Here is a 17,775-nt window from a genome sequence, read left to right on the forward strand (position 1 = left end):
ACGGAACCTCCGGAAACACCGGGACGAGGCCTTCGGGAAGCACTGAGACCCGGCGCGGTTCCGGGAGGGGAGTCGCGAGGGGCGCGATCGGGGGTGGCATGCGAGGGCTCACCGGCGCGCTGCGCGCCGACTTCTGGCTCTCCGGTCGTCCGGCCTGGGGCTACGGCCTGCTGTGCGCGCTGGTCATCTGCCTCCCCCTGATGTCCGGTGTCCTCCTCGGTCAGCTCCGGGAGGGCGCCTCGGTGGCCCTGGGCGGCTATCTCACGCTCTTCGGAGACGCCCCGGGGACAGCTGTACGGTGATCGTGTCCGCAGGCTGCTCGTCAGCACGACCACGGTCACGCTCGGTGGCGGTCTCGGAGCGCTCGTCCAGCCCGGTCCCTGGCCGGTCGCCGCCGTGGTGGTCGGCCTGGTCGCGGCGGCGGGCGTCTACTGGCCGGCGGCCAGGGTGGGACTCACGGTCGCGGGCGGCGCGCTGGCGCTGATCTTCGCCCGGCTGCTGTGGCCCAGGGGACACCGGGCCCGGCTGACCGCCGGGATCGCGGAGATGCTCGACAGCCATGCCGTCCTGGTGCGGTCGCTGATCGACCGGGACCCCGCCCAGGTGGATCTCCGGGGCTTCGCCGCGGCCGACGCCGCAGGGCGGCTCACCGACTCCCTGGACCTGCTGGACAAGGAACCGGGCGGGCAGCACGCCACGGCGGCTCAGGGAGTCGCTGACGGCGGCCGGGCGGCTGCGGGACAACGCGCTCGCGCTGCTGGCGGTGCCGCCGCCCGAGGCGCGGGCGGTTCACCGGCCGAGCCGGCAGAGCGGGCCGAGGCGACCGAGCGGGCCGAGGCGACCGAGCGGGCCGAGGCGCAGGTGGCCGCGACCGTCCGCGGGCCCGGTACGGTCAGCGTTCGGCGGCGGTGACACCGTCCTCGGCGTCGGCGTCCTCCACCTCGGCGCGGGGAATGCCGAGCAGGTAGAGGATCGAGTCGAGGTAGGGCACGTTGACCGCGGTGTCGGCGGCGCGGCGGACCACCGGCTTGGCGTTGAACGCGATGCCCAGGCCGGCCGCCGCGATCATGTCCAGGTCGTTGGCGCCGTCGCCGATGGCCACCGTCTGGCTGATCGGGATCCCCGCCTCGCGGGCGAAGCGCTCCAGCGCCCGCGCCTTGCCCGGCCGGTCGACGATCTCGCCGACCACCCGCCCGGTCAGCACGCCGTCGACGACCTCCAGGGTGTTGGCCGCGGAGTAGTCGATCCCGAGGTCCTCCACGAGGGCGTCGGTGAGCTGCGTGAACCCGCCACTGACGATCGCGAACCGGTAGTCGAGCCGTTTGAGCGTCCGTACCAGCGTCCGGGCGCCGGGAGTCAGCACGAGCTCCCTGCGTACCTTCTCGAAGACCTCCTCCGAGAGGCCCTCGAGCAGCGCGACCCGGCGGCGCAGCGACTCGGCGAAGTCGAGTTCGCCGCGCATCGCCTCCTCGGTGACCCTGGCGACCTCCTCCAGGCAGCCGGCGTGCGCCGCCAGCAGCTCGATCACCTCGGCCTGGATGAGCGTCGAGTCGACGTCCATCACGATCAGCCGCTTGGCCCTGCGGTGCAGGCCGGTCCGCTGCACGGCCACGTCGACCTGCTGGGTGTGCGCCTCGACGGCCAGCTCCGCCCTGAGGGTGTCGGGGTCGGCGCCGGAGAGGGACAGCTCGATGCAGGTCACCGGGTAACTGGACAGGCGCTCGATCCGGTCGATGTTGGCACCGGCCGCGGCGATCCGTCCCGCGATGCCCGCCATGGCGGCGGGCTGCAGCGGCGCGCCGAGCACGGTGACGTTGAGCCGCCCCCTGCGCCGCTTCTCCTTCGGGTCGGAGCCGGTGGACAGCTCCACCTGCAGCCCGAGATCCTCCGCGGTCCGCTCGACGGCGGTCCAGAGGGCGCCGAGGGTGCCACCGGTGCCGGTCGGCGTGTCGCCCGCGTAGGAGACGAGGACGCCGAGGGTGAGCCGGCCGCGGATGACGACCTGCTCCACGTCGGCGACGATGACGGGGAAGCCGGCCAGGACCGAGAAGAGGCGTGAGGTCACGCCCGGTCGGTCGGGGCCGTTCAACGTGATCAGGAGCGTGCGCTGGTTCATCGGTTCCTACGGTACTTGGCTCAGGATCGGGCCGTGAATGTGGTTCATCATCCGGACGCCTGGAGTTCGCGGGGCACTCCGGTCCCGTGTCACCTGCGACTGTCTTCATGAACTCATGACGACCCTTCCCATGGAGCCGCGCCTCGCCCGCTACAGCGTCGGGCTGGCCGCCACCGCCGCCGAGATGCGCGAGGCCCAGCGCCTGCGTCACCGGGTCTTCGCCGAGGAGATGGGCGCCAGGCTGGACAGTCCCATCACCGGCCTGGACGTCGATCCGCTCGACGCCTACTGCGACCACCTCCTGGTGAGGTGTGACGACACGGGTGAGGTCGTCGGCACCTACCGGCTGCTCGGCCCCCGCCGGGCCGACCGCCTCTACTCCGACTCCGAGTTCGACCTCGGCGCGCTGGCGGGCATCCGGGGGAACATGGTGGAGGCCGGCCGGGCCTGCGTGCACCCGGGCCACCGGGGTGGCGCGGTGCTCGGGCTGATGTGGGCGGGGATCGCCCGCTACATGGTGGCCGGAGGGTACGGCTGGCTGGCCGGCTGCTGCTCGGTGCCGGTGGCCGACGCCGCCGCGATCATGGAGCGGGTGCCGCTCTCCCCGCCCGGCTACCGCGTCACGCCGCACCGCCCCTGGCGGGCGGACCCGGTCTCCGCCGCGCCGTCGCAGTGGGCGGACCCGGTCTCGGCCGTACCGTCGCAGCGGGCGGACCCGGTCTCCGCCCCCTCGCGGCGCGAGGGCGCCTCCGCGTCCGCCACGAGGCCGGGGCGGGCGCTGCCGCCGCTGCTGCGCGGGTACCTGCGACTGGGCGCCTGGGTCTGCGGCCCGCCCGCCCACGACCTCGACTTCGGTACGGCCGACTTCTTCGTACTGCTCTCGATGGCCGAGGCGGACCCCCGCTACCTGCGCCACTTCCTGGGAGCCACCTCGTGAACCCGTGGATGCCGACGGCGCCGTGCAGGCCCGCCGGATGTCTCCTCCCGCCGGGGTCGAGGGCCGCCGGGCCGCGCAGGGCGCTGCGACTGGCGGCGATCGCACTGGTCGTCCTGGCGGGGACCGTGCTGGCGCTCGCGGCCCGCGGGCTCGGCACGACGGACAGGATCCGGCTGACGAGCGCCTGGTCCCGGCTGGTGCTGCGGGCCGTCGGCGTACGGGTCGAGGTGCGCCAGGGTTTCACGTTCATGGCAGGCTCCGTCTCCCGACCCCGTCCGGTCGCGGGCGGGCCTTCAGGGGCCGCTCCGCTGATCGTGGCCAACCACGTGTCGTGGCTGGACCCGCTCGTCATGGCGGCGGTCCTGCCGAGCCGCCTGCTCGCCAAGCACGAGGTACGGGTGTGGCCGGTGATCGGTCTGCTGGCGGCCGGGGCGGGCGCGCTGTTCATCGACAGGGACCGGCTCTCCGCACTGCCCGAGGCCGTCGGCGGGGTGGCCGCCGCGCTCTCCGGCGGTCACCCGGTGGCGGCCTTCCCCGAGGGGACGACCTGGTGCGGACGCGGGATGGGCTCCTTCAGGCCCGCGGTGTTCCAGGCGGCCCTGGACGCCGGGGCCCCGGTCAGGCCGGTGGCGATCAGGTATCTGGAAGGGGAGGACGCCCCGGCCACCGGGCCCGCCTATGTCGGCGACGACCCCCTCTGGGCATCGATCCGCCGCGTGGTGGCCGTCCGGAGGCTGACGGTGGAGGTGACGATGCTGCCCGCGGTGTGGGGACGTGACCGCAGGGAACTGGCCTGGGCGGCCGAGTCGTCCGTCGCCTCGGTGCTGGTCGCCGGGGCCGCGCACGGTCTCCCCGTCGCCGCCTGACGGGAAGGCGGGCGCCGGTGGCCACCGGCGCCCGGAAACCTTCCCGGCCGGGCCCCTTCCCGGCCGGAGCCCTTTAGGAGGGGCCGGTACGCCGCCTCGGACGGCGCTCGAACGTGGACCGTGCCGTCGTCGTCGGCGGCGGGGCCGGTCCCTGGAACCGGGGAGACAGGGTTCGAGCCGAGCTCAGGTAGGTGATGACGGCCGCCACCCGGCGGTGGGTGTCAGGGCTGTTCTCCAGGGCCGGCTTCATGAAGATCGAGTTGACGTGCTTCTCGATGGCCGAGACCGACAGGTGCAGGGCGCGGGCGATGCCTCCGTTGGACAGGCCGTGTGCCATCTCCCTGAGCACGTCCAGCTCCTTGGGCGTCAGCTCCGCGGGCGGGGGGCCGCCGCGCACCCCGCGCTTGGCCAGCAGGCCCTCCACCACCTTGGGGTCGATCACCGAGCCGCCCCCGGCCACCGACCTGATCGCGCCGAGCAGCTCGTCGATGTCGCCGACCCGGTCCTTGAGCAGGTACGCACGGCCCTCGGTGCCGTCCCTGAACAGGTCCAGGGCGAACATCGCGTCGGAGAACTGGGAGAGCACCACGACCCCGATGTCCCGTGAGGTGGCGCGGATGCGGTGCGCCGCGTCGATGCCCTCCATCCCCGGGCGGACGAGATCGGCCGAGCCCGGCATCCGGATGTCGGTGACCACCACGTCGGGGCGCAGTCGCCCGGCGGCGTCGAGCAGCTCGTCCGCGGCGCCCACGGCGGCCACCACCTCGATCTCACCGGAGGTCTCCAGGAGTCTGCGGGTGCCCTCGCGCACCAGGTAGTGGTCCTCGGCCAGGACGACTCTCAGTTCAGCCATGAATCGCGCACCGCCGGAAACTCGCCGTGGGGACCATGGGGAGATCCTGCCCGGTACGCGGGTGCCGTGCATATGAGGTTGCCCGCACCCCGTGGTTTCCGGAGCGTGAAAGGGAACGGGCCCCGGCCTGTGGCAGGACGGGGCCCCTCAGAAGGTGAGGTCAGCGCGCGACGCTGGTCTTGACCTTCTTCACGAAGTACCAGCTCTTGATGCCCATGCGCTCCAGCTCGTCCCTGGAGAGGGTCTCGGCACCGGTCGGGACGTCATAGGCGTCGACACCGAGGATGGCCTGCGCGGTCCGTCCCGACTTCTTGCCGAGCTTCACGGTGATCGCCATGGCCTCGTACTCGCCGACCTTCACGATCTTGGGGTTCCAGCACCAGAGCCCGTCGTCGTAATTGTCGCACTGGGTGTTCTTGGGAGCGGAGATCGCGGTGACCTTCGAGCCCTTGGGCAGTAGGCCGCCCATGAAGAAGTAGTCGGCCGGGTGAGGGCCCTTGTTGACGGCCTTGATCTTGTAGGTGATCTTCCCGCCCGCCTTGACCTTCTTCGGCGCGGAGACGGTGACCGCGAAGGTGGAGTACGGCTCCGCCTTGACGGCCGCCGCCGGTGCCTGCGCCGAAGCGGCCGAGGAGGGGGCGGCGAGGAGCATGCCGCCGGCCAGCGGGGTGACCAGAGCAATAGCAACGATCTTGGAGATCGGGTGGCGCATCAAACGTCTCCCAGCTGAAGAGTCAAGGGGACGCCTGGAACGTCCCATAAAGTCCGCAGCGTTTTATCACATATGGAGATGTAAAGAGAAATTATATTCTGTTACGTGATTTGAACGGAACAGTTGGGCGCGGCACCGTACCGGACGACAAGGGCCCCCGCCCGCCCGTCCGGCGCGTGCCACGTCGCCGCTCGCCAAGGCGTTTCCCGGCGTTGTGATATCCATTGCTTTCGGTAATCACCCCTGGTCAGAAGGCGCCGGGTGAAAAGCGTGGCTAGCGGAGAACCCGGGTCTTCACCCGCACGTACTTGACGTCGGTGCCGACGTCGATGCCGTGAATGTCGAGGGTGCCCAGCCCGCCCGCGGGAACGTCGATCGAGGCCGAACCGAAATCGGCGGTCGCGGTGCCCCGGGCGCCGTTCCTCAGCCAGACCCTGACCTTGAGGGTGGCAGTCCTGCCGGGGTTCAGGGTGTCGAGCAGGCAGCCCACCTCGCGCCCCGAGACCTCGCAGTACGAGCCGGAGGGCTTGCCGACGATACGGACCTTGGAGACCTGCGAGGGAAGGTAGCCGCCGACGTAGGCGATGTCGGTGTACCACTCGCCGACGTTCTTGACCCTGAGCGTGTAGACGTACGAGTCGCCCGCCCAGGCCCTGCGCGGGTAGGAGACGGTCGTCTTCAGCGGCGCGAGCGGCTGGTCCACGACCCCCTGCGGCGCGGTGGTCCGGAAAGCCGCGGCGTTCGCGGTCCCGGGGGTGAGTAGCATGCCTCCCGCCAGGGCGATGGCGGCGAAGGCGGTCAGGTGCCGGCGCATTTCTTTACTCCAGTCGGAATTCGGTGATCCCCGTTGATTACCGGCCCAGCATGCGGGACCCGACTTGGAAAACCCTTGTGACTGACTGGCCGGCTACCCGGTGATCAGGTGGACGTCGCCGAATTCGTGCCAGAGGTAGCCCTCTCCGAGCGCCTCCGCGTACGACCGCGAGAGCAGCTCGCGGCCGGCGATCGCCGACAGCATCAGCAGGTGGCTGGAGCGCGGCTCGTGCAGCCCGGTGAGCAGGCCGCTCACCGCCCTCACCCCGACCTCGGGGGTCACGATGTGCGAGGTCCAGCCGTCCGCGGCCCGGACCCTGCCGGTGGCCAGCGCGGCCGTCTCCAGCGCCCGGACCACGGTCGTGCCGACCGCGATCACCCGGCCGCCGGACTCGCGCGCGAGCTCCACCTGCCGCGCGGTGGCCTCGGGCACCTCGAACCGCTCCGGATAGGGCGGCTCGTCCTTCTCCGGGGACGCCACCCCCGTGTGCAGGGTGATCGGTGCGATCCCGACCCCGCGCGACACCAGGGAGGTCACCAGCCCGGTGGTGAACGGCCGCCCCGCGCTGGGCATCTCCGCGCTGCCGGGCCGGACCCCGAAAACGGTCTGGTAGTCGGCCAGCGGCCAGTCCCTGTCCACGTAGGAGTAGCGGATCGGCACGCCGTAGCGGCGGAGGTAGCCCGTGACCTCGCGGTCCAGGCTCGCCCGCCACAGGCGCGGCGTCTCGCGCCCCAGCAGCCGCAGCGTCGCCCCGCCGGGCAGCGGCAGCCACTCCCCGTCCGCGCCGCCGTGGTAGGGCTCACCGGCCGTCTCCGTGCCCCCGAGGCCCCCGAGGCCCCCGAGGCCCCCGAGAGCCCCGGCGCCCGCGCCCGCGGAAGGGCCCCGCTCCCGGAGCCGGCGGAGCTCGACCAGCCAGGTCCCGTCCTCGCGTTCGGTGGAGAAGTGCACCGCGAGCCGGTCCAGCCGGACGGCGGCGGGGAGCGTGCCGGAGTTGTTGACCACCAGCAGGTCGCCGGGGCCGAGCAGGCCGGGGAGCTCGGCGAACGCGTGGTGGCCGACCTCTCCGGTGCCCCGGTCCGAGACCAGCAGGCGCACCCCGTCGCGGGCCAGCCCCCGGGCCTCCGGCGGCTCGTGCGCCTCCAGCTCGCGCGGGAGCACGAAGTCCGCGGCCATGGCGTCCGCCGTGGGCAGGCTCGCCACACCGCCCCGTCCGCCGGTGCCCCAGCCCCTCGTACGGTCCTTTCGCCCGCTCATCCGTGCCTCACCCGGCCGCTGTCCGGGCGGTCGGCGATCAGCCGTCGCAGGGTGGGAACGACGGTCTCCGGGCCCGGGGCCTCCGCCGCCTCCCCGGCACCGACGGCGTCGGCGAGCATGGCGGTGGACATCTCGCCCGGATCGACCCACCAGACCGCGACGTCCGGCTCCTCGACGGCCAGCACGCGGGAGAGCTGCTCCAGGGCCGCCTTGGTCGCGCCGTACCCGCCCCAGCCCTCGTACGCCTCCACCGCCGCGTCGGAGGAGATGTTCACGATCGCGCCGCGCCTTTCCCTGAGCCCGCGCAGGTTCGCCTGGATCAGCGCCAGCGGGGCCAGCACGTTGACCCGGAACAGCTCCTCAAGCGTGTCGGCCGGGTATCCGGCCAGCGGTGGCAGCGGGACCGCGCCCAGTCCCGACGCGTTGTTGACCAGCAGGTCCAGCCCGCCGTGTTCTCGTACGGCGAGCGCCAGCCGGTCGCGATGAGCGGGGTCGGTGACGTCCCCGGCCAGAGCGAGGGCGCCGAGCTCGTCCGCGGCGGCTCGCAGCGCGTCCTCGCCCCGCGCGGTGAGGATGAGCCGCCAGCCGTCGGCGGCGAGGGAACGGGCCAGTTCCAGGCCGAGGCCGCGGGAGGCGCCGGTGATCAGTGCGGTCTTCGTCATGCCTCGACGCTAGGAGCCGCCCGCCCGCCGCACATCGGTCGCCGGACCGGGCCCGGGGTGGGCTGATGGGCCTAGGACCGATGGCGTACGCGGCGGGCGCCCGCCGCCGCCTAGAGTCGGTTCGTGAGCCCCGAGAGCGAGGAGAGCGAGGACCGGGACGCCGTGCTGCACGCGGTGAGCTCGGCCGTCCTCGCGGTGACCAGGCACCTGTCGGTCCGGGAGGTGCTCCAGGTCATCGTGCGGTCGGCGCGGCGGTTGCTGGACGCCCGCTACGCCGCGCTGGGCGTGCCCGACGACCAGGGGGCGTTCGCCGAGTTCGTCGCCGAGGGCATCTCCGACGAGCAGTGGGACGCGATCGGGCCGATGCCCCGCCAGCACGGCATGCTCGGCGCCATGCTGCGCGAGGGCGCGCCGGTCCGGCTGCCCGACATCCGCAGGGACTCCAGGTTCGAGTACTGGCCGCGCGCCCATCCGGTGCTCAAGGACTTCCTCGGGGTGCCGATCCTCGACGGGGACGAGGTGCTCGGCATCATCTTCCTGTCCAACAAGCGGACCCCCGGCGGCTTCACCGAGGCCGACCAGCGGCTGCTCACCATGTTCGCCGCGCACGCCGCGATCGCCCTCACCAACGCCCGCCTGTACGAGCGGGGCCGGGAGCTCGCGCTGGTCGAGGAGCGCACCCGGATGGCCAGGGAACTGCACGACGCGGTGACCCAGAAGCTGTTCTCGCTGCGTCTCACCGCGCAGGCCGCGGCGTCGCTGGTCGTCGACGATCCCGTACGGGCGCTGCGGGAGCTCGACCGGGTGGAGCGGCTGGCGGGAGAGGCGCTGGCCGAGCTGCGCGCGGTGATCGTGGAGCTCCGCCCGGCCGAGCTCGACCGGCACGGCCTGGCCGAGACGCTCCGCAAGCACGTCCGCCTGCTCGACCGGCTCCACCCGGCCGCGTTCTCGTTCGAGGAGTCCCCGGTGTGCGAGCTCGAACCGGTGATCGAGGTGGCCGTCCTCCGGGTGGCCCAGGAGGCGCTGCACAACGCCTCCAGGCACTCGGCGGCGCGTACCGTCGAGGTCCGGCTGGGCTGTGAGGGCGGGCGCGTGTTCCTCGAGGTGAGTGACGACGGGGCCGGGTTCGACGTGACCGCCGCGGCGGGACGGGGGCTGGGCATCGCCTCGATGGGCGACAGGGCGGAATCCGTCGGCGGGAGCGTGCGGGTGAGGTCGGAGCCCGGGCGGGGCACGCTCGTCCGGATGGAGGTGCCCGGGTGATCCGTGGTGCGAGGAGAGGGGATCGCATGACCCGTGGGCCCAAGGGGTGTCCGTGCGGTCCGCCGTCCGTGGTCCGGACGGAGGTGCCCGGATGATCCGCGTCCTGATCGCCGACGACCACCCGGTCGTCCGGCAGGGCCTTCGTACCTTCCTGGCCCTGCAGGAGGACCTCGACGTGGTCGGCGAGGCCGCCGACGGCGCCGAGGCGGTCGCCCTGGTCGGGTCTCTCGCCCCTGACGTGCTGCTGCTCGACCTGAAGATGCCGGTTCTCGACGGGCTCGGCGCGCTGCTCCTGCTGGAGGAACGAGGACTGTCGCCGAGGGTGCTCGTGCTGACCTCGGTCAGCGACAGGGGCGACGTGGCCCCGGCGATGCGGGCGGGCGCGGCGGGTTTCCTCTACAAGGACGTCGAACCGGCCGCGCTCGTGCACGCGATCCGGGCGGTGCACGGTGGCCAGGTGCTGCTCGCTCCCGAGGCCGCCGAGGCGATGCTGTCGGGTCCCGGACCCGTCCCGGCCGCGCGGGAGGACGGGCGCGCGGACGTTCGGGAGGGCGGTCGTGAGGGCGGTCGCGAGGGCAGGCATGTGGCGGCGCTGACCGACCGGGAGCGCGAGGTGCTCGCGCTGATCGCGTCGGGCCGATCCAACCGGGAGATCGCCAGGCAGCTCGCGGTGGCGGAGAAAACGGTGAAGACCCACGTCTCCAACGTGCTGATGAAGCTGGGCGTGCAGGACAGGACCCAGGCCGCCCTCTACGCGGTGCGGAACGGCCTGGCCTGACGGCGCCCGACCTGGCGGTGCCTGGCCTGGCGGTGCCCGACTGGCCGTCGCCTGGCTTGGCGGTGCCCGACTGGCCGTCGCCTGGCTTGGCGGTGCTTGATCGGCCGGTGCCTGGCCTGGCGGTGCCCGACCCGACGGCGCCTGGCCTGACGGCGCCGGACCGGACGGTGTCCGGTCCGGCGGTTCCTGGTCCGCGCGAGAGACCTCTGCGGCGTCAGGTGTCCTTCTTCTCCTCGCGCCGGTCCGGCGGCGGGGGCGGGGGCGGCGGAGGTGGTGGAGGTGGCGGGTTGTAGCCGCCCCCTCCGCCCTTGGGTTTGGGTTTGGGCGGCGTGGGGTGGACGATCTTGGTTTTGACCGTCTTGAGGTAGTACCAGTTGGGGAAGGCCAGCCGCTTCCATTCCGAGCGGTTGAGGTTCTCGCCTCCGGTCGGGACGTTCCAGGTGTCGGCGCCGAGCCTGGCGACCGCGGTGCCCTTTGTCCGCTTCTTCAGCTTGACCCAGATGCGTACCGTCTCCGACTCGCCCTTCTCGAGAATCCACGGCGTCACGCACCAGAAGCCGTCGTCGTAGAAGTCGCAGTCCGTGCCCTTGGGGCCCTTGTAGTAAACGGTGTCGTTGATGCCTTTCGGCAGGACGGTCCCGCCGACGTAGAAGTAGTCGGCCTTGCTCGGCCCCCGGTTGGTGACCTTGACCTCGTACATGAACTCGCGGCCGTTCCTGACCCGTTTCGGTGCCTTCACCGAGACCTTGAACGCCGACCAGGGCCTGTCCTGCCGCACCCCGGAGGGGGCCAGAGCGCCCGCAGGGACCGCGGGCAGGACCGCTGAGGGAGCTATAGACGGCGCGTTCACGGTGGCGGCCGAGGCGGTGGGAACGATCGCGAGCGGAGCTATGAGGCTGAGACCTAGAAGCGTGCCGAAGCTTCGGCGCATGGGCGTCTCCGCACGAGCTAGGGGTGAGCGCAGTCACCATTTGTTTCATGAATTATGGCGTAAGCGGGATCCGCCGGAATAGTGAATGATCTACCTGAACATTAGTTGTTTGCGTATCTTTGGTTACTCGGGGGACGCCAGCGACTCATGGCTGGACAACGGGGAGGCTCACGTGCCGGACACGAACCCGCTGCGCAGGGAGGACCCCGAGTCACTGGGCGACTACCGGCTGCTCGGCCGCCTCGGCGAGGGGGCGCAGGGCGTGGTCTACGCGGGCCGGGGGCCCGACGGGGTGATGGTCGCGATCAAGCTGCTCCACCCCCGGCTGAGCGACACCGGCATGGACGGCGACCGGTTCCTCCGCGAGGTCTCCGCCGCCCGCCGGGTGGCGCCGTTCTGCACGGCCCAGGTGCTGGGCGCCCACGTGGACGGCGACCGCCCCTACATTGTGAGCGAGCTGGTCGAGGGCGTGTCCCTGCAGCGGGTCGTGCAGTCCGGGGGACCCCGGCGCGGCAACGTGCTCCACCGGCTCGCGGTCGGCACCGTGACCGCGCTGGCCGCCATCCACCGGGCGGGCATCGTGCACCGCGACTTCAAGCCCAGCAACGTGCTGCTCGGCCCCGACGGACCCCGCGTGATCGACTTCGGTATCGCCAGGGCGCTGGACTCGGCGATGACCGTGACGAGCGGCGTGGTCGGCACCCCCGCCTACATGTCGCCGGAACAGGTCTCGGGGCAACGCGTCGAGCCCTCGTCCGACATGTTCAGCTGGGCGCTGACGATGACCTTCGCCGCGACCGGGCGGCCCGCGTTCGGCCAGGACAGCGTGCCCGCGGTCATCTACAGGGTGATGAACGAGAGCCCGGACCTGTCCGCGCTCCCCGACACCCTGCGGCCGATCGTCGCCTCCTGCCTCAGCAAGCACGCCGCGGAGAGGCCCAGCGCCTCGGAGGTGCTGTTCGCGCTCCTGGAGACCCAGTCCGACGAGGCCTTCGCCGTACCGCCCGTGTCCCCGCCGTCCGCCGGCGAGCGGCCGGTCGCGAACGAGCGGTCGTCCGCCGGGGAGCGGCCGGTCGCGAACGAGCGGCCGGTTGCGGATGGGCGATCATCCGCGGATGGGCGGTCATCCGCCGAGGAGCGGCCGCGCGCCGAGGAGCGGCCGCCCGTCGACGAGCGGTCATCCGCCGAGGAGCGGCCACCCGCCCCCGAGACACTGTGGGTGCGGCCTTCGGGGGAGGACCCGAGGGGCGGGAGGCCCGATGCCGCTCCCGGCCGTACCCCGGGCGGCCGGGCGGGCCCTTCCGGCGACCGTCCCGGTGGCGCTCCGCACGGCGGCCCCGCGGCCCCCGGTGCCCCCTGGAGGCGTCCGGGTGCGCCGGGCGGTCCCCCGCCCGTGGTCACCCCCTTCGCCTCCCCCGCCGGGCCCGCGCGCTACCCAGGCAACCTGACGCCCGTGGGCCGGCGGCCCGCTCCCTCTCCCTCTCCCGCACCGCCAGAGGGGGTCTACCCCCCGCCGCCACCGCAGCGTCCGGACCTCTTCGCCGGCACGGCCCCCGCGGCACCCGGCGAGCGCGGCGCGCGGCGCAGGCGCGCCGTCCTGGTGACCGCGGTGCTCTCGGGGGCCCTGACCCTGGCCGCCGCCGCGCTGGTCGCGGTACCGAACCTGCGGGGCGATGCCGCGACCCCTGACGCCCCGCCGGCCACACGAGGCGCCCTGGCCGGTGACGGTACGCGGAAGCCACCTCCGGTTCCCTCCACACCGTCCCCGGCGACCGCCTCCCAGACTCCTCCCGCGCGGGCCACGCAGGTCCCCACCGCCGTCACGCACGCTCTCACCCCCGCGCCCACGGCGAGCCTCACGACCGCCCCCACCTCCAGGCCGTCCCAGCCGCCCACCCCGCGGGCCACGGTGGTGACCTTCGACGGCCAGGACGGCAAGACGCTCAAGGGACACACCAAGGCCGTCCAGTCCCTCGCCGGCGTCAAGATCGGGAAGAGGCCCACGGTGGTCTCGGGCAGCCAGGACGGTTCGCTCGGGCTCTGGGACCCGGCCAAGCACAAGAGACTCCACCGGCTCCGCGGCCACCGGGGCGAGGTCTACGCGGTCGCCACCGTCACCTTCGGCGGCAGGCCGTACGCGGTGACCGGCGGCTACGACCACTCCGTCCGCCTGTGGAGCCTGAAGTCCCGCAAGAGCACGGCCCTGGGCCACCACCCCATCGCGGTCTTCGCCGTCGCGGCCGGCACCGTGAACGGTTCGCCGCTGGCCGTCACCGGGGACGGCGACGGCACGCTCTACTTCTGGAACCTGAAGAGCCGCAGGCTGCTCAAGACCATCTCCGCGCACCGCGACGACGTCAACTGGCTCGCCTTCGGCAAGATCGGCAAGCGGTCCGTCGTCGTGTCCGCCAGCGCCGACGAGACGCTGGGCATCTGGGACCTCGTCACCAGGAAGCGGTACGGCAAGGTCTACAAGGGGCACAGCGGGCAGGTCTTCTCGGTGGCCTTCGGCAAGCTGGGCGACCGCACCGTGATCGCCTCGGGCGGCAAGGACAAGAAGATCAGGATCTGGGACCCCACGTCGTCCAAGACCGTCGGCAAGCCGCTCGGGGGCCACGGCGGCAACGTCTACTCCCTGGCGTTCGGCGAGGTCGACGGCCGCACCGTGCTGGTGTCGGGCAGTACGGACGGGACCGTCCGGCTCTGGGACCCGGCCGAGGGCAAGCCCCTCGGCAAGCCGGTCAAGGCCCACAAGGGCGGGGTCTACTCGGTGGGCGTCATGACCGTCGGCGACCGTACTCTGGCCGTCTCCGCGGGCAGGGACCGTGCCGTCAAGCTCTGGAGGCTGACCTCCGCCCGATGACCCGCCCCCGAACCGCCACGGCCGTCAGACCAGCTCGGTGATGGCGTGGTGGGCGACCACCCGGGCCCGGCGCACCGCGCGGTCGAGCTCGCGCAGGGCCTCACCGCGTACGGCGATCTGGCCCGAGGTGAGCCCGCGGTCGTCGGCGACTCGGAGCACCGCGGCGAGGCGGGCGGCCAGGGCGGCGACCCGGTGCGCTCTGGCGGGGTATCCGGGAGCCAGGCCGTCGTCCACCATCTCCAGCCGCCGGTGGCCCTGGGCCGGGCCCTCCACGCCGAGCAGGGCGTCGGTGGCCACGCGCATGGCGCGGGTCAGCTCGTGCTCGGCCTCGGCGAGGGAGGGCAGGTCGGGGGCCGCGGTACGGGCCTCCAGCACGGTCCAGCGAACCCCGGCGTACGATGACCCGCGGCGGTCGTTTACCGGGATCAGGCCGAGGCATCTGCTGGGAAGCACGGCTGTCGCCGCCTGCCCGGCCTCGATGGCCGCGGAGTTGAAAGGGGGCGGTCCGGTGAGCCCGAGTGGGTCGCCCGCGATGGGGAGGGCCAGTCGCAGCGACTTCATGCCCTCGATCCGCAGGTCGGCGAGGAACCCGCGGAGGGGGAGGTCGCCGGTCTCGCCGGCGACGAGTTGGGGGCCTGCCTGCCGCTCCACGCGGTCGGCGGCCTCGTCGAGGCCGACCTGTCCGGCGAGCCAGGCATTGCCCCAGCAGACCAGGGTGGCCGAGATCGGTGAATCAGGGTGCACCGATCCACGATATGCGCTTGTCCTGCAATAGGTTTTGTTCCAGCGATTCACAAGGAGGCATAAGGGATGGGCGGTCAGGTGCTTCGGCTACAGGACGTCACCGTCCGCAGGGACGGGGCGGCCCTGCTGCGGGAGATCGACTGGACCGTTCACGAGGACGAGCGGTGGGTCGTCATCGGTCCCAACGGCGCGGGGAAGACGACGTTGCTACAGGTGGTCGGGGCGATGCTGTTCCCCACCGAGGGCATCGTCGAGATCCTGGGCGAGCGGCTCGGCCAGAGTGACGTCTTCGAACTTCGGCCCCGCATCGGGCTCGCGAGCGCCGCGCTGGCGGAGAAGGTGCCGCCGGAGGAGAAGGTCATCGACCTGGTGCTCACGGCCTCGTACGCCATCCTCGGCCGCTGGACGGAGGAGTACGACTCCCACGACGTCACGCGCGCCGTCGAGCTGATCGACCAGCTCGGCTGCGCCCACCTGATCCGGCGCCGGTTCAACACGTTGTCCGAGGGGGAGCGCAAGCGGGTTCAGATCGCCCGCGCGCTCATGCCGAACCCGGAGCTGCTGCTGCTGGACGAGCCCGCCGCGGGTCTGGACCTGGGCGGGCGCGAGGACCTGGTCCGCCGCCTGGCGACGTTCGCGCACGACCCGACCGCGCCGACCATGGTGCTGGTCACCCACCACGTGGAGGAGGTGCCCAGCGGGTTCACCCACGCGCTGCTGCTGCGGCACGGTTCCGCGGTGGCCCAGGGGCCGATCGACCAGGTGATGACCGCGGAGAACCTGTCGCGCACCTTCAGCGTCCCGCTCACCCTGGATCGGGGACGCGACGGCCGCTGGTACGCGCGGGCGCACCAGCTCTGAGGGCGCACCGGCCCTGAGGGCGCACCGGTTTCGAGGGCGCACCGGTTTCGAGGCGGTCCCGAGACAGTTCCACGACTGTTTCGGCCGTTCAAAGGCCGGTGAAGGGAAAAGCAAATATCCTGCCGGGTCAAGAGTTCCACGTCACTCGACCGCCCGGGATGGCTCATGGAATCGCTTGTCGCCGCACTCGTCGTCGTGGCCGTGGCGGCGTTCGCCGCCTATCGGACGGTTCGCGTCGTGCCGCAGGCCACGGCGGGCGTCGTGGAGCGGTTCGGGCGCTACCACAGGACGCTCGCTCCCGGGCTGAACCTCGTGGTGCCGTTCATCGACCGGATCAAGGACACGGTCGACCTTCGCGAGCAGGTCGTCGCCTTCCCGCCGCAGGCGGTCGTCACCTCCGACAACCTCGTCGTCTCCGTCGACACGGCCGTCTCCTTCCAGGTGGTCGACGCCCGCGCGGCGACCTACGAGATCGCCAACTTCCTGACCGCCGTCGAGCAGCTCACCGTGACCACCCTGCGCGACGTGGTCGGCGGGATGAGCGTGGACCGCGCGCTGGCCTCCCGCGAGGAGATCGGAGCCGAGCTGCGCGAGGCGCTCGACGCCGTCACGGGCGCGTGGGGCCTCCGCGTCGGCCGGGTCGAGCTCACGGCGATCGACCCGCCCGTCTCCGTCCAGGAGTCCATGGAGAGGCAGGCCCGCGCCGACCGCGACAGGCGGGCCGCGGTGCTCGCGGCCGAGGGGCAGAAACAGGCGGCCGTCCTCGCCGCCGAGGGCTGGCGGCAGGCCGCCATACTGAGGGCGCGCGGCGAGGCGGAGGCCACGGTGCTCAAAGCGCGGGCCGACGCCGAGGCGAGCGCGACGCGGGCCCGGGGGGAGGCCGACGCGATCGGCGTGCTCCTACGCGCCGTCCACGAGGGCGGTCCCGGCTCGGAGCCCCTCGTCCACGCGTACCTGCGGGCACTCCGCGAGATCGCCAGGGGGGACCCCGGCAAGCCGTGGACCGTCTCGCCCGACCTGAGACGGGTCCTCGAAAGCCTGGCGGACCTTCTCCCGGCGGAGGACGAGTCCCCGGACACGGAGAGGTCTCCGATGAAGGAGGAGCTCTCGGACAGGGACAGGTCCCCGGTGAAGGGCGGGTCCCCGGACGCGGGCAGGTCTCCGGTGAAGGGCGGATCCCACAACGTGGACAGGTTTCCGGATACGGAGAAATCCCCGGTCAGGGAGGGATTTCCGATGAGGGACACGCCTGTTGAGGACACCCCCGCCACTTGATGTCGTCGATCTCCTCTTACCATCCGGTGAGTGCCGTGCACCTGTACATGGGCGCGAGCCTTACCAGTGAGGGGAAGTGCATGACACCGTGGGAGGCGGTCGCGATCTTCGTGGCCGGCATCGGGGCCGGGGGCATCAACGCCGTCGTCGGTTCCGGGTCTCTGATCACGTTCCCGACGATGGTCGCGCTGGGCATGCCGCCGGTCGTCGCCAACGTCTCCAACACCGTCGGCCTGGTCCCCGGGTCGCTGACCGGCGCCCTCGGCTACCGAGTGGAGCTGAGGGGGCAGCGCCGGCGGCTGGTCAGGCTGGCGATCCCCGCGGTGGCCGGCGCGGTGGCCGGCGGGGTGCTCCTGCTCTACCTCCCCGCGAAGACGTTCGACATCGTCGTGCCCATCCTGATCGGCATGGCGTGCGTGCTGGTGGTGATCCAGCCGAGGCTCAACAGATGGCTGAGCGCCCGGCGGGAGCACGCCCGCCCGCACGGCGGCCCCTGGCTCTGGGGCGGCATCCTCGCGAGCGGCGTCTACGGCGGCTACTTCGGCGCTGCCCAGGGCGTGCTGCTCATCGGGCTGATGGGCACTTTCCTCGACGACGGCCTGCAGCGGATCAACGCGGCCAAGAACGTGCTCGCGCTGCTGGTCAACGCGGCCGCCGCGCTGCTGTTCGTCGCCATCGCGGAGGTCGACTGGCTGGCGGTCCTGATGGTGGCGCTGGGCGCCGCGATCGGTGGTTTCCTCGGTGCGAAGGTCGGCAGGAGGCTGCCCGCCCCGGTGCTGCGCTGGTTCATCGTCTGCATCGGGGCAGTGGCGATAGTCAAACTGGTGTACGGGTGAACCTGCCCCC

General features: G+C 72.4%; 18 protein-coding genes. 10 read left to right on the forward strand and 8 right to left on the reverse strand.

What is annotated here, in order from left to right:
- Nucleotides 1–98: 98 nt before the first annotated feature.
- Both ACTOQ2_RS15950 and ACTOQ2_RS15955 read left to right on the forward strand, forming a co-directional pair.
- Nucleotides 99–302 carry a hypothetical protein gene (locus ACTOQ2_RS15950; RefSeq protein WP_440100337.1) on the forward strand — a complete coding sequence of 68 codons (204 nt, stop codon included), beginning with the start codon at nt 99–101 and terminating at the stop codon, nt 300–302.
- A 94-nt stretch (nt 303–396) separates the two neighbouring features.
- Nucleotides 397–912: a hypothetical protein gene (locus ACTOQ2_RS15955; protein WP_440100338.1), complete on the forward strand. Its 516-nt coding sequence runs from the start codon at nt 397–399 to the stop codon at nt 910–912.
- Here ACTOQ2_RS15955 and serB read toward each other — a convergent pair.
- Nucleotides 893–2,116 carry a phosphoserine phosphatase SerB gene (gene serB / locus ACTOQ2_RS15960; RefSeq protein WP_440067854.1) on the reverse strand — a complete coding sequence of 408 codons (1,224 nt, stop codon included), beginning with the start codon at nt 2,114–2,116 and terminating at the stop codon, nt 893–895. The two genes, ACTOQ2_RS15955 and serB, sit on opposite strands and share 20 nt — an antisense overlap.
- Before the next feature lie 115 nt (nt 2,117–2,231).
- On the opposite strand from serB, the gene ACTOQ2_RS15965 reads away from it, so the two are divergent.
- The gene (locus tag ACTOQ2_RS15965; RefSeq protein WP_440100339.1) at nt 2,232–3,053 is read left to right on the forward strand and encodes a GNAT family N-acetyltransferase; all 822 of its coding nucleotides are present in this window, start codon (nt 2,232–2,234) and stop codon (nt 3,051–3,053) included.
- Entirely contained in the window at nt 3,050–3,919 is an 870-nt protein-coding gene (locus ACTOQ2_RS15970) for a lysophospholipid acyltransferase family protein (protein WP_440100341.1), read from the forward strand. The genes ACTOQ2_RS15965 and ACTOQ2_RS15970 overlap by 4 nt, the downstream gene beginning before the upstream one ends.
- Before the next feature lie 73 nt (nt 3,920–3,992).
- Here the strand turns inward: ACTOQ2_RS15970 and ACTOQ2_RS15975 are convergent, their stop codons facing one another.
- The 5 genes from ACTOQ2_RS15975 to ACTOQ2_RS15995 form a co-directional block, all read right to left on the reverse strand.
- On the reverse strand, nt 3,993–4,772 hold the full coding sequence (locus tag ACTOQ2_RS15975) for a response regulator transcription factor (RefSeq protein WP_440100342.1): 780 nt from the start codon (nt 4,770–4,772) through the stop codon (nt 3,993–3,995).
- 160 nt (nt 4,773–4,932) lie between these two features.
- The gene (locus ACTOQ2_RS15980) at nt 4,933–5,484 is read right to left on the reverse strand and encodes a hypothetical protein (RefSeq protein WP_440100343.1); all 552 of its coding nucleotides are present in this window, start codon (nt 5,482–5,484) and stop codon (nt 4,933–4,935) included.
- A gap of 274 nt (nt 5,485–5,758) precedes the next feature.
- A complete protein-coding gene (locus ACTOQ2_RS15985) occupies nt 5,759–6,298 on the reverse strand; it encodes a hypothetical protein (protein ID WP_440100344.1) in 540 nt (179 codons plus the stop codon).
- Between the two features lie 93 nt (nt 6,299–6,391).
- Nucleotides 6,392–7,552, reverse strand: a complete 1,161-nt coding sequence (locus tag ACTOQ2_RS15990; RefSeq protein ID WP_440100345.1) for an S-adenosylmethionine:tRNA ribosyltransferase-isomerase — start codon at nt 7,550–7,552, stop codon at nt 6,392–6,394.
- Entirely contained in the window at nt 7,549–8,214 is a 666-nt protein-coding gene (locus ACTOQ2_RS15995; protein WP_440100346.1) for an SDR family NAD(P)-dependent oxidoreductase, read from the reverse strand. Before ACTOQ2_RS15995 ends, ACTOQ2_RS15990 begins: the two co-directional genes overlap by 4 nt.
- Nucleotides 8,215–8,337: 123 nt before the next feature.
- Here ACTOQ2_RS15995 and ACTOQ2_RS16000 point away from each other — a divergent pair, with 123 nt between their 5' ends.
- Both ACTOQ2_RS16000 and ACTOQ2_RS16005 read left to right on the forward strand, forming a co-directional pair.
- Complete coding sequence (locus ACTOQ2_RS16000; protein WP_440100347.1) at nt 8,338–9,477, forward strand: GAF domain-containing sensor histidine kinase; 1,140 nt, start codon at nt 8,338–8,340, stop codon at nt 9,475–9,477.
- A 91-nt stretch (nt 9,478–9,568) separates the two neighbouring features.
- Nucleotides 9,569–10,255 carry a response regulator gene (locus ACTOQ2_RS16005; protein ID WP_440100348.1) on the forward strand — a complete coding sequence of 229 codons (687 nt, stop codon included), beginning with the start codon at nt 9,569–9,571 and terminating at the stop codon, nt 10,253–10,255.
- A gap of 214 nt (nt 10,256–10,469) precedes the next feature.
- On the opposite strand, the gene ACTOQ2_RS16010 is transcribed toward ACTOQ2_RS16005, so the two are convergent.
- The gene (locus tag ACTOQ2_RS16010; RefSeq protein ID WP_440100349.1) at nt 10,470–11,186 is read right to left on the reverse strand and encodes a hypothetical protein; all 717 of its coding nucleotides are present in this window, start codon (nt 11,184–11,186) and stop codon (nt 10,470–10,472) included.
- Nucleotides 11,187–11,358: 172 nt separating this feature from the next.
- Here ACTOQ2_RS16010 and ACTOQ2_RS16015 point away from each other — a divergent pair, with 172 nt between their 5' ends.
- Nucleotides 11,359–14,049, forward strand: coding sequence for a protein kinase domain-containing protein (locus ACTOQ2_RS16015; RefSeq protein WP_440100350.1), 2,691 nt, complete (start codon nt 11,359–11,361; stop codon nt 14,047–14,049).
- A gap of 24 nt (nt 14,050–14,073) precedes the next feature.
- Here ACTOQ2_RS16015 and ACTOQ2_RS16020 read toward each other — a convergent pair whose 3' ends face one another.
- Nucleotides 14,074–14,793, reverse strand: a complete 720-nt coding sequence (locus tag ACTOQ2_RS16020; protein ID WP_440100351.1) for a hypothetical protein — start codon at nt 14,791–14,793, stop codon at nt 14,074–14,076.
- Between the two features lie 66 nt (nt 14,794–14,859).
- On the opposite strand from ACTOQ2_RS16020, the gene ACTOQ2_RS16025 reads away from it, so the two are divergent.
- The 3 genes from ACTOQ2_RS16025 to ACTOQ2_RS16035 all read left to right on the forward strand — a co-directional run bounded on the left by ACTOQ2_RS16025 (nt 14,860) and on the right by ACTOQ2_RS16035 (nt 17,765).
- Complete coding sequence (locus ACTOQ2_RS16025) at nt 14,860–15,654, forward strand: ABC transporter ATP-binding protein (RefSeq protein WP_440100352.1); 795 nt, start codon at nt 14,860–14,862, stop codon at nt 15,652–15,654.
- A 165-nt stretch (nt 15,655–15,819) separates the two neighbouring features.
- Nucleotides 15,820–16,929 carry an SPFH domain-containing protein gene (locus tag ACTOQ2_RS16030; protein WP_440100353.1) on the forward strand — a complete coding sequence of 370 codons (1,110 nt, stop codon included), beginning with the start codon at nt 15,820–15,822 and terminating at the stop codon, nt 16,927–16,929.
- A gap of 80 nt (nt 16,930–17,009) precedes the next feature.
- Nucleotides 17,010–17,765 carry a sulfite exporter TauE/SafE family protein gene (locus ACTOQ2_RS16035; protein WP_440100354.1) on the forward strand — a complete coding sequence of 252 codons (756 nt, stop codon included), beginning with the start codon at nt 17,010–17,012 and terminating at the stop codon, nt 17,763–17,765.
- The last annotated feature ends 10 nt before the right edge of the window (nt 17,766–17,775 follow it).

Source organism: Streptosporangium sp. H16 (assembly GCF_051918855.1).
Classification (GTDB): domain Bacteria; phylum Actinomycetota; class Actinomycetes; order Streptosporangiales; family Streptosporangiaceae; genus Streptosporangium.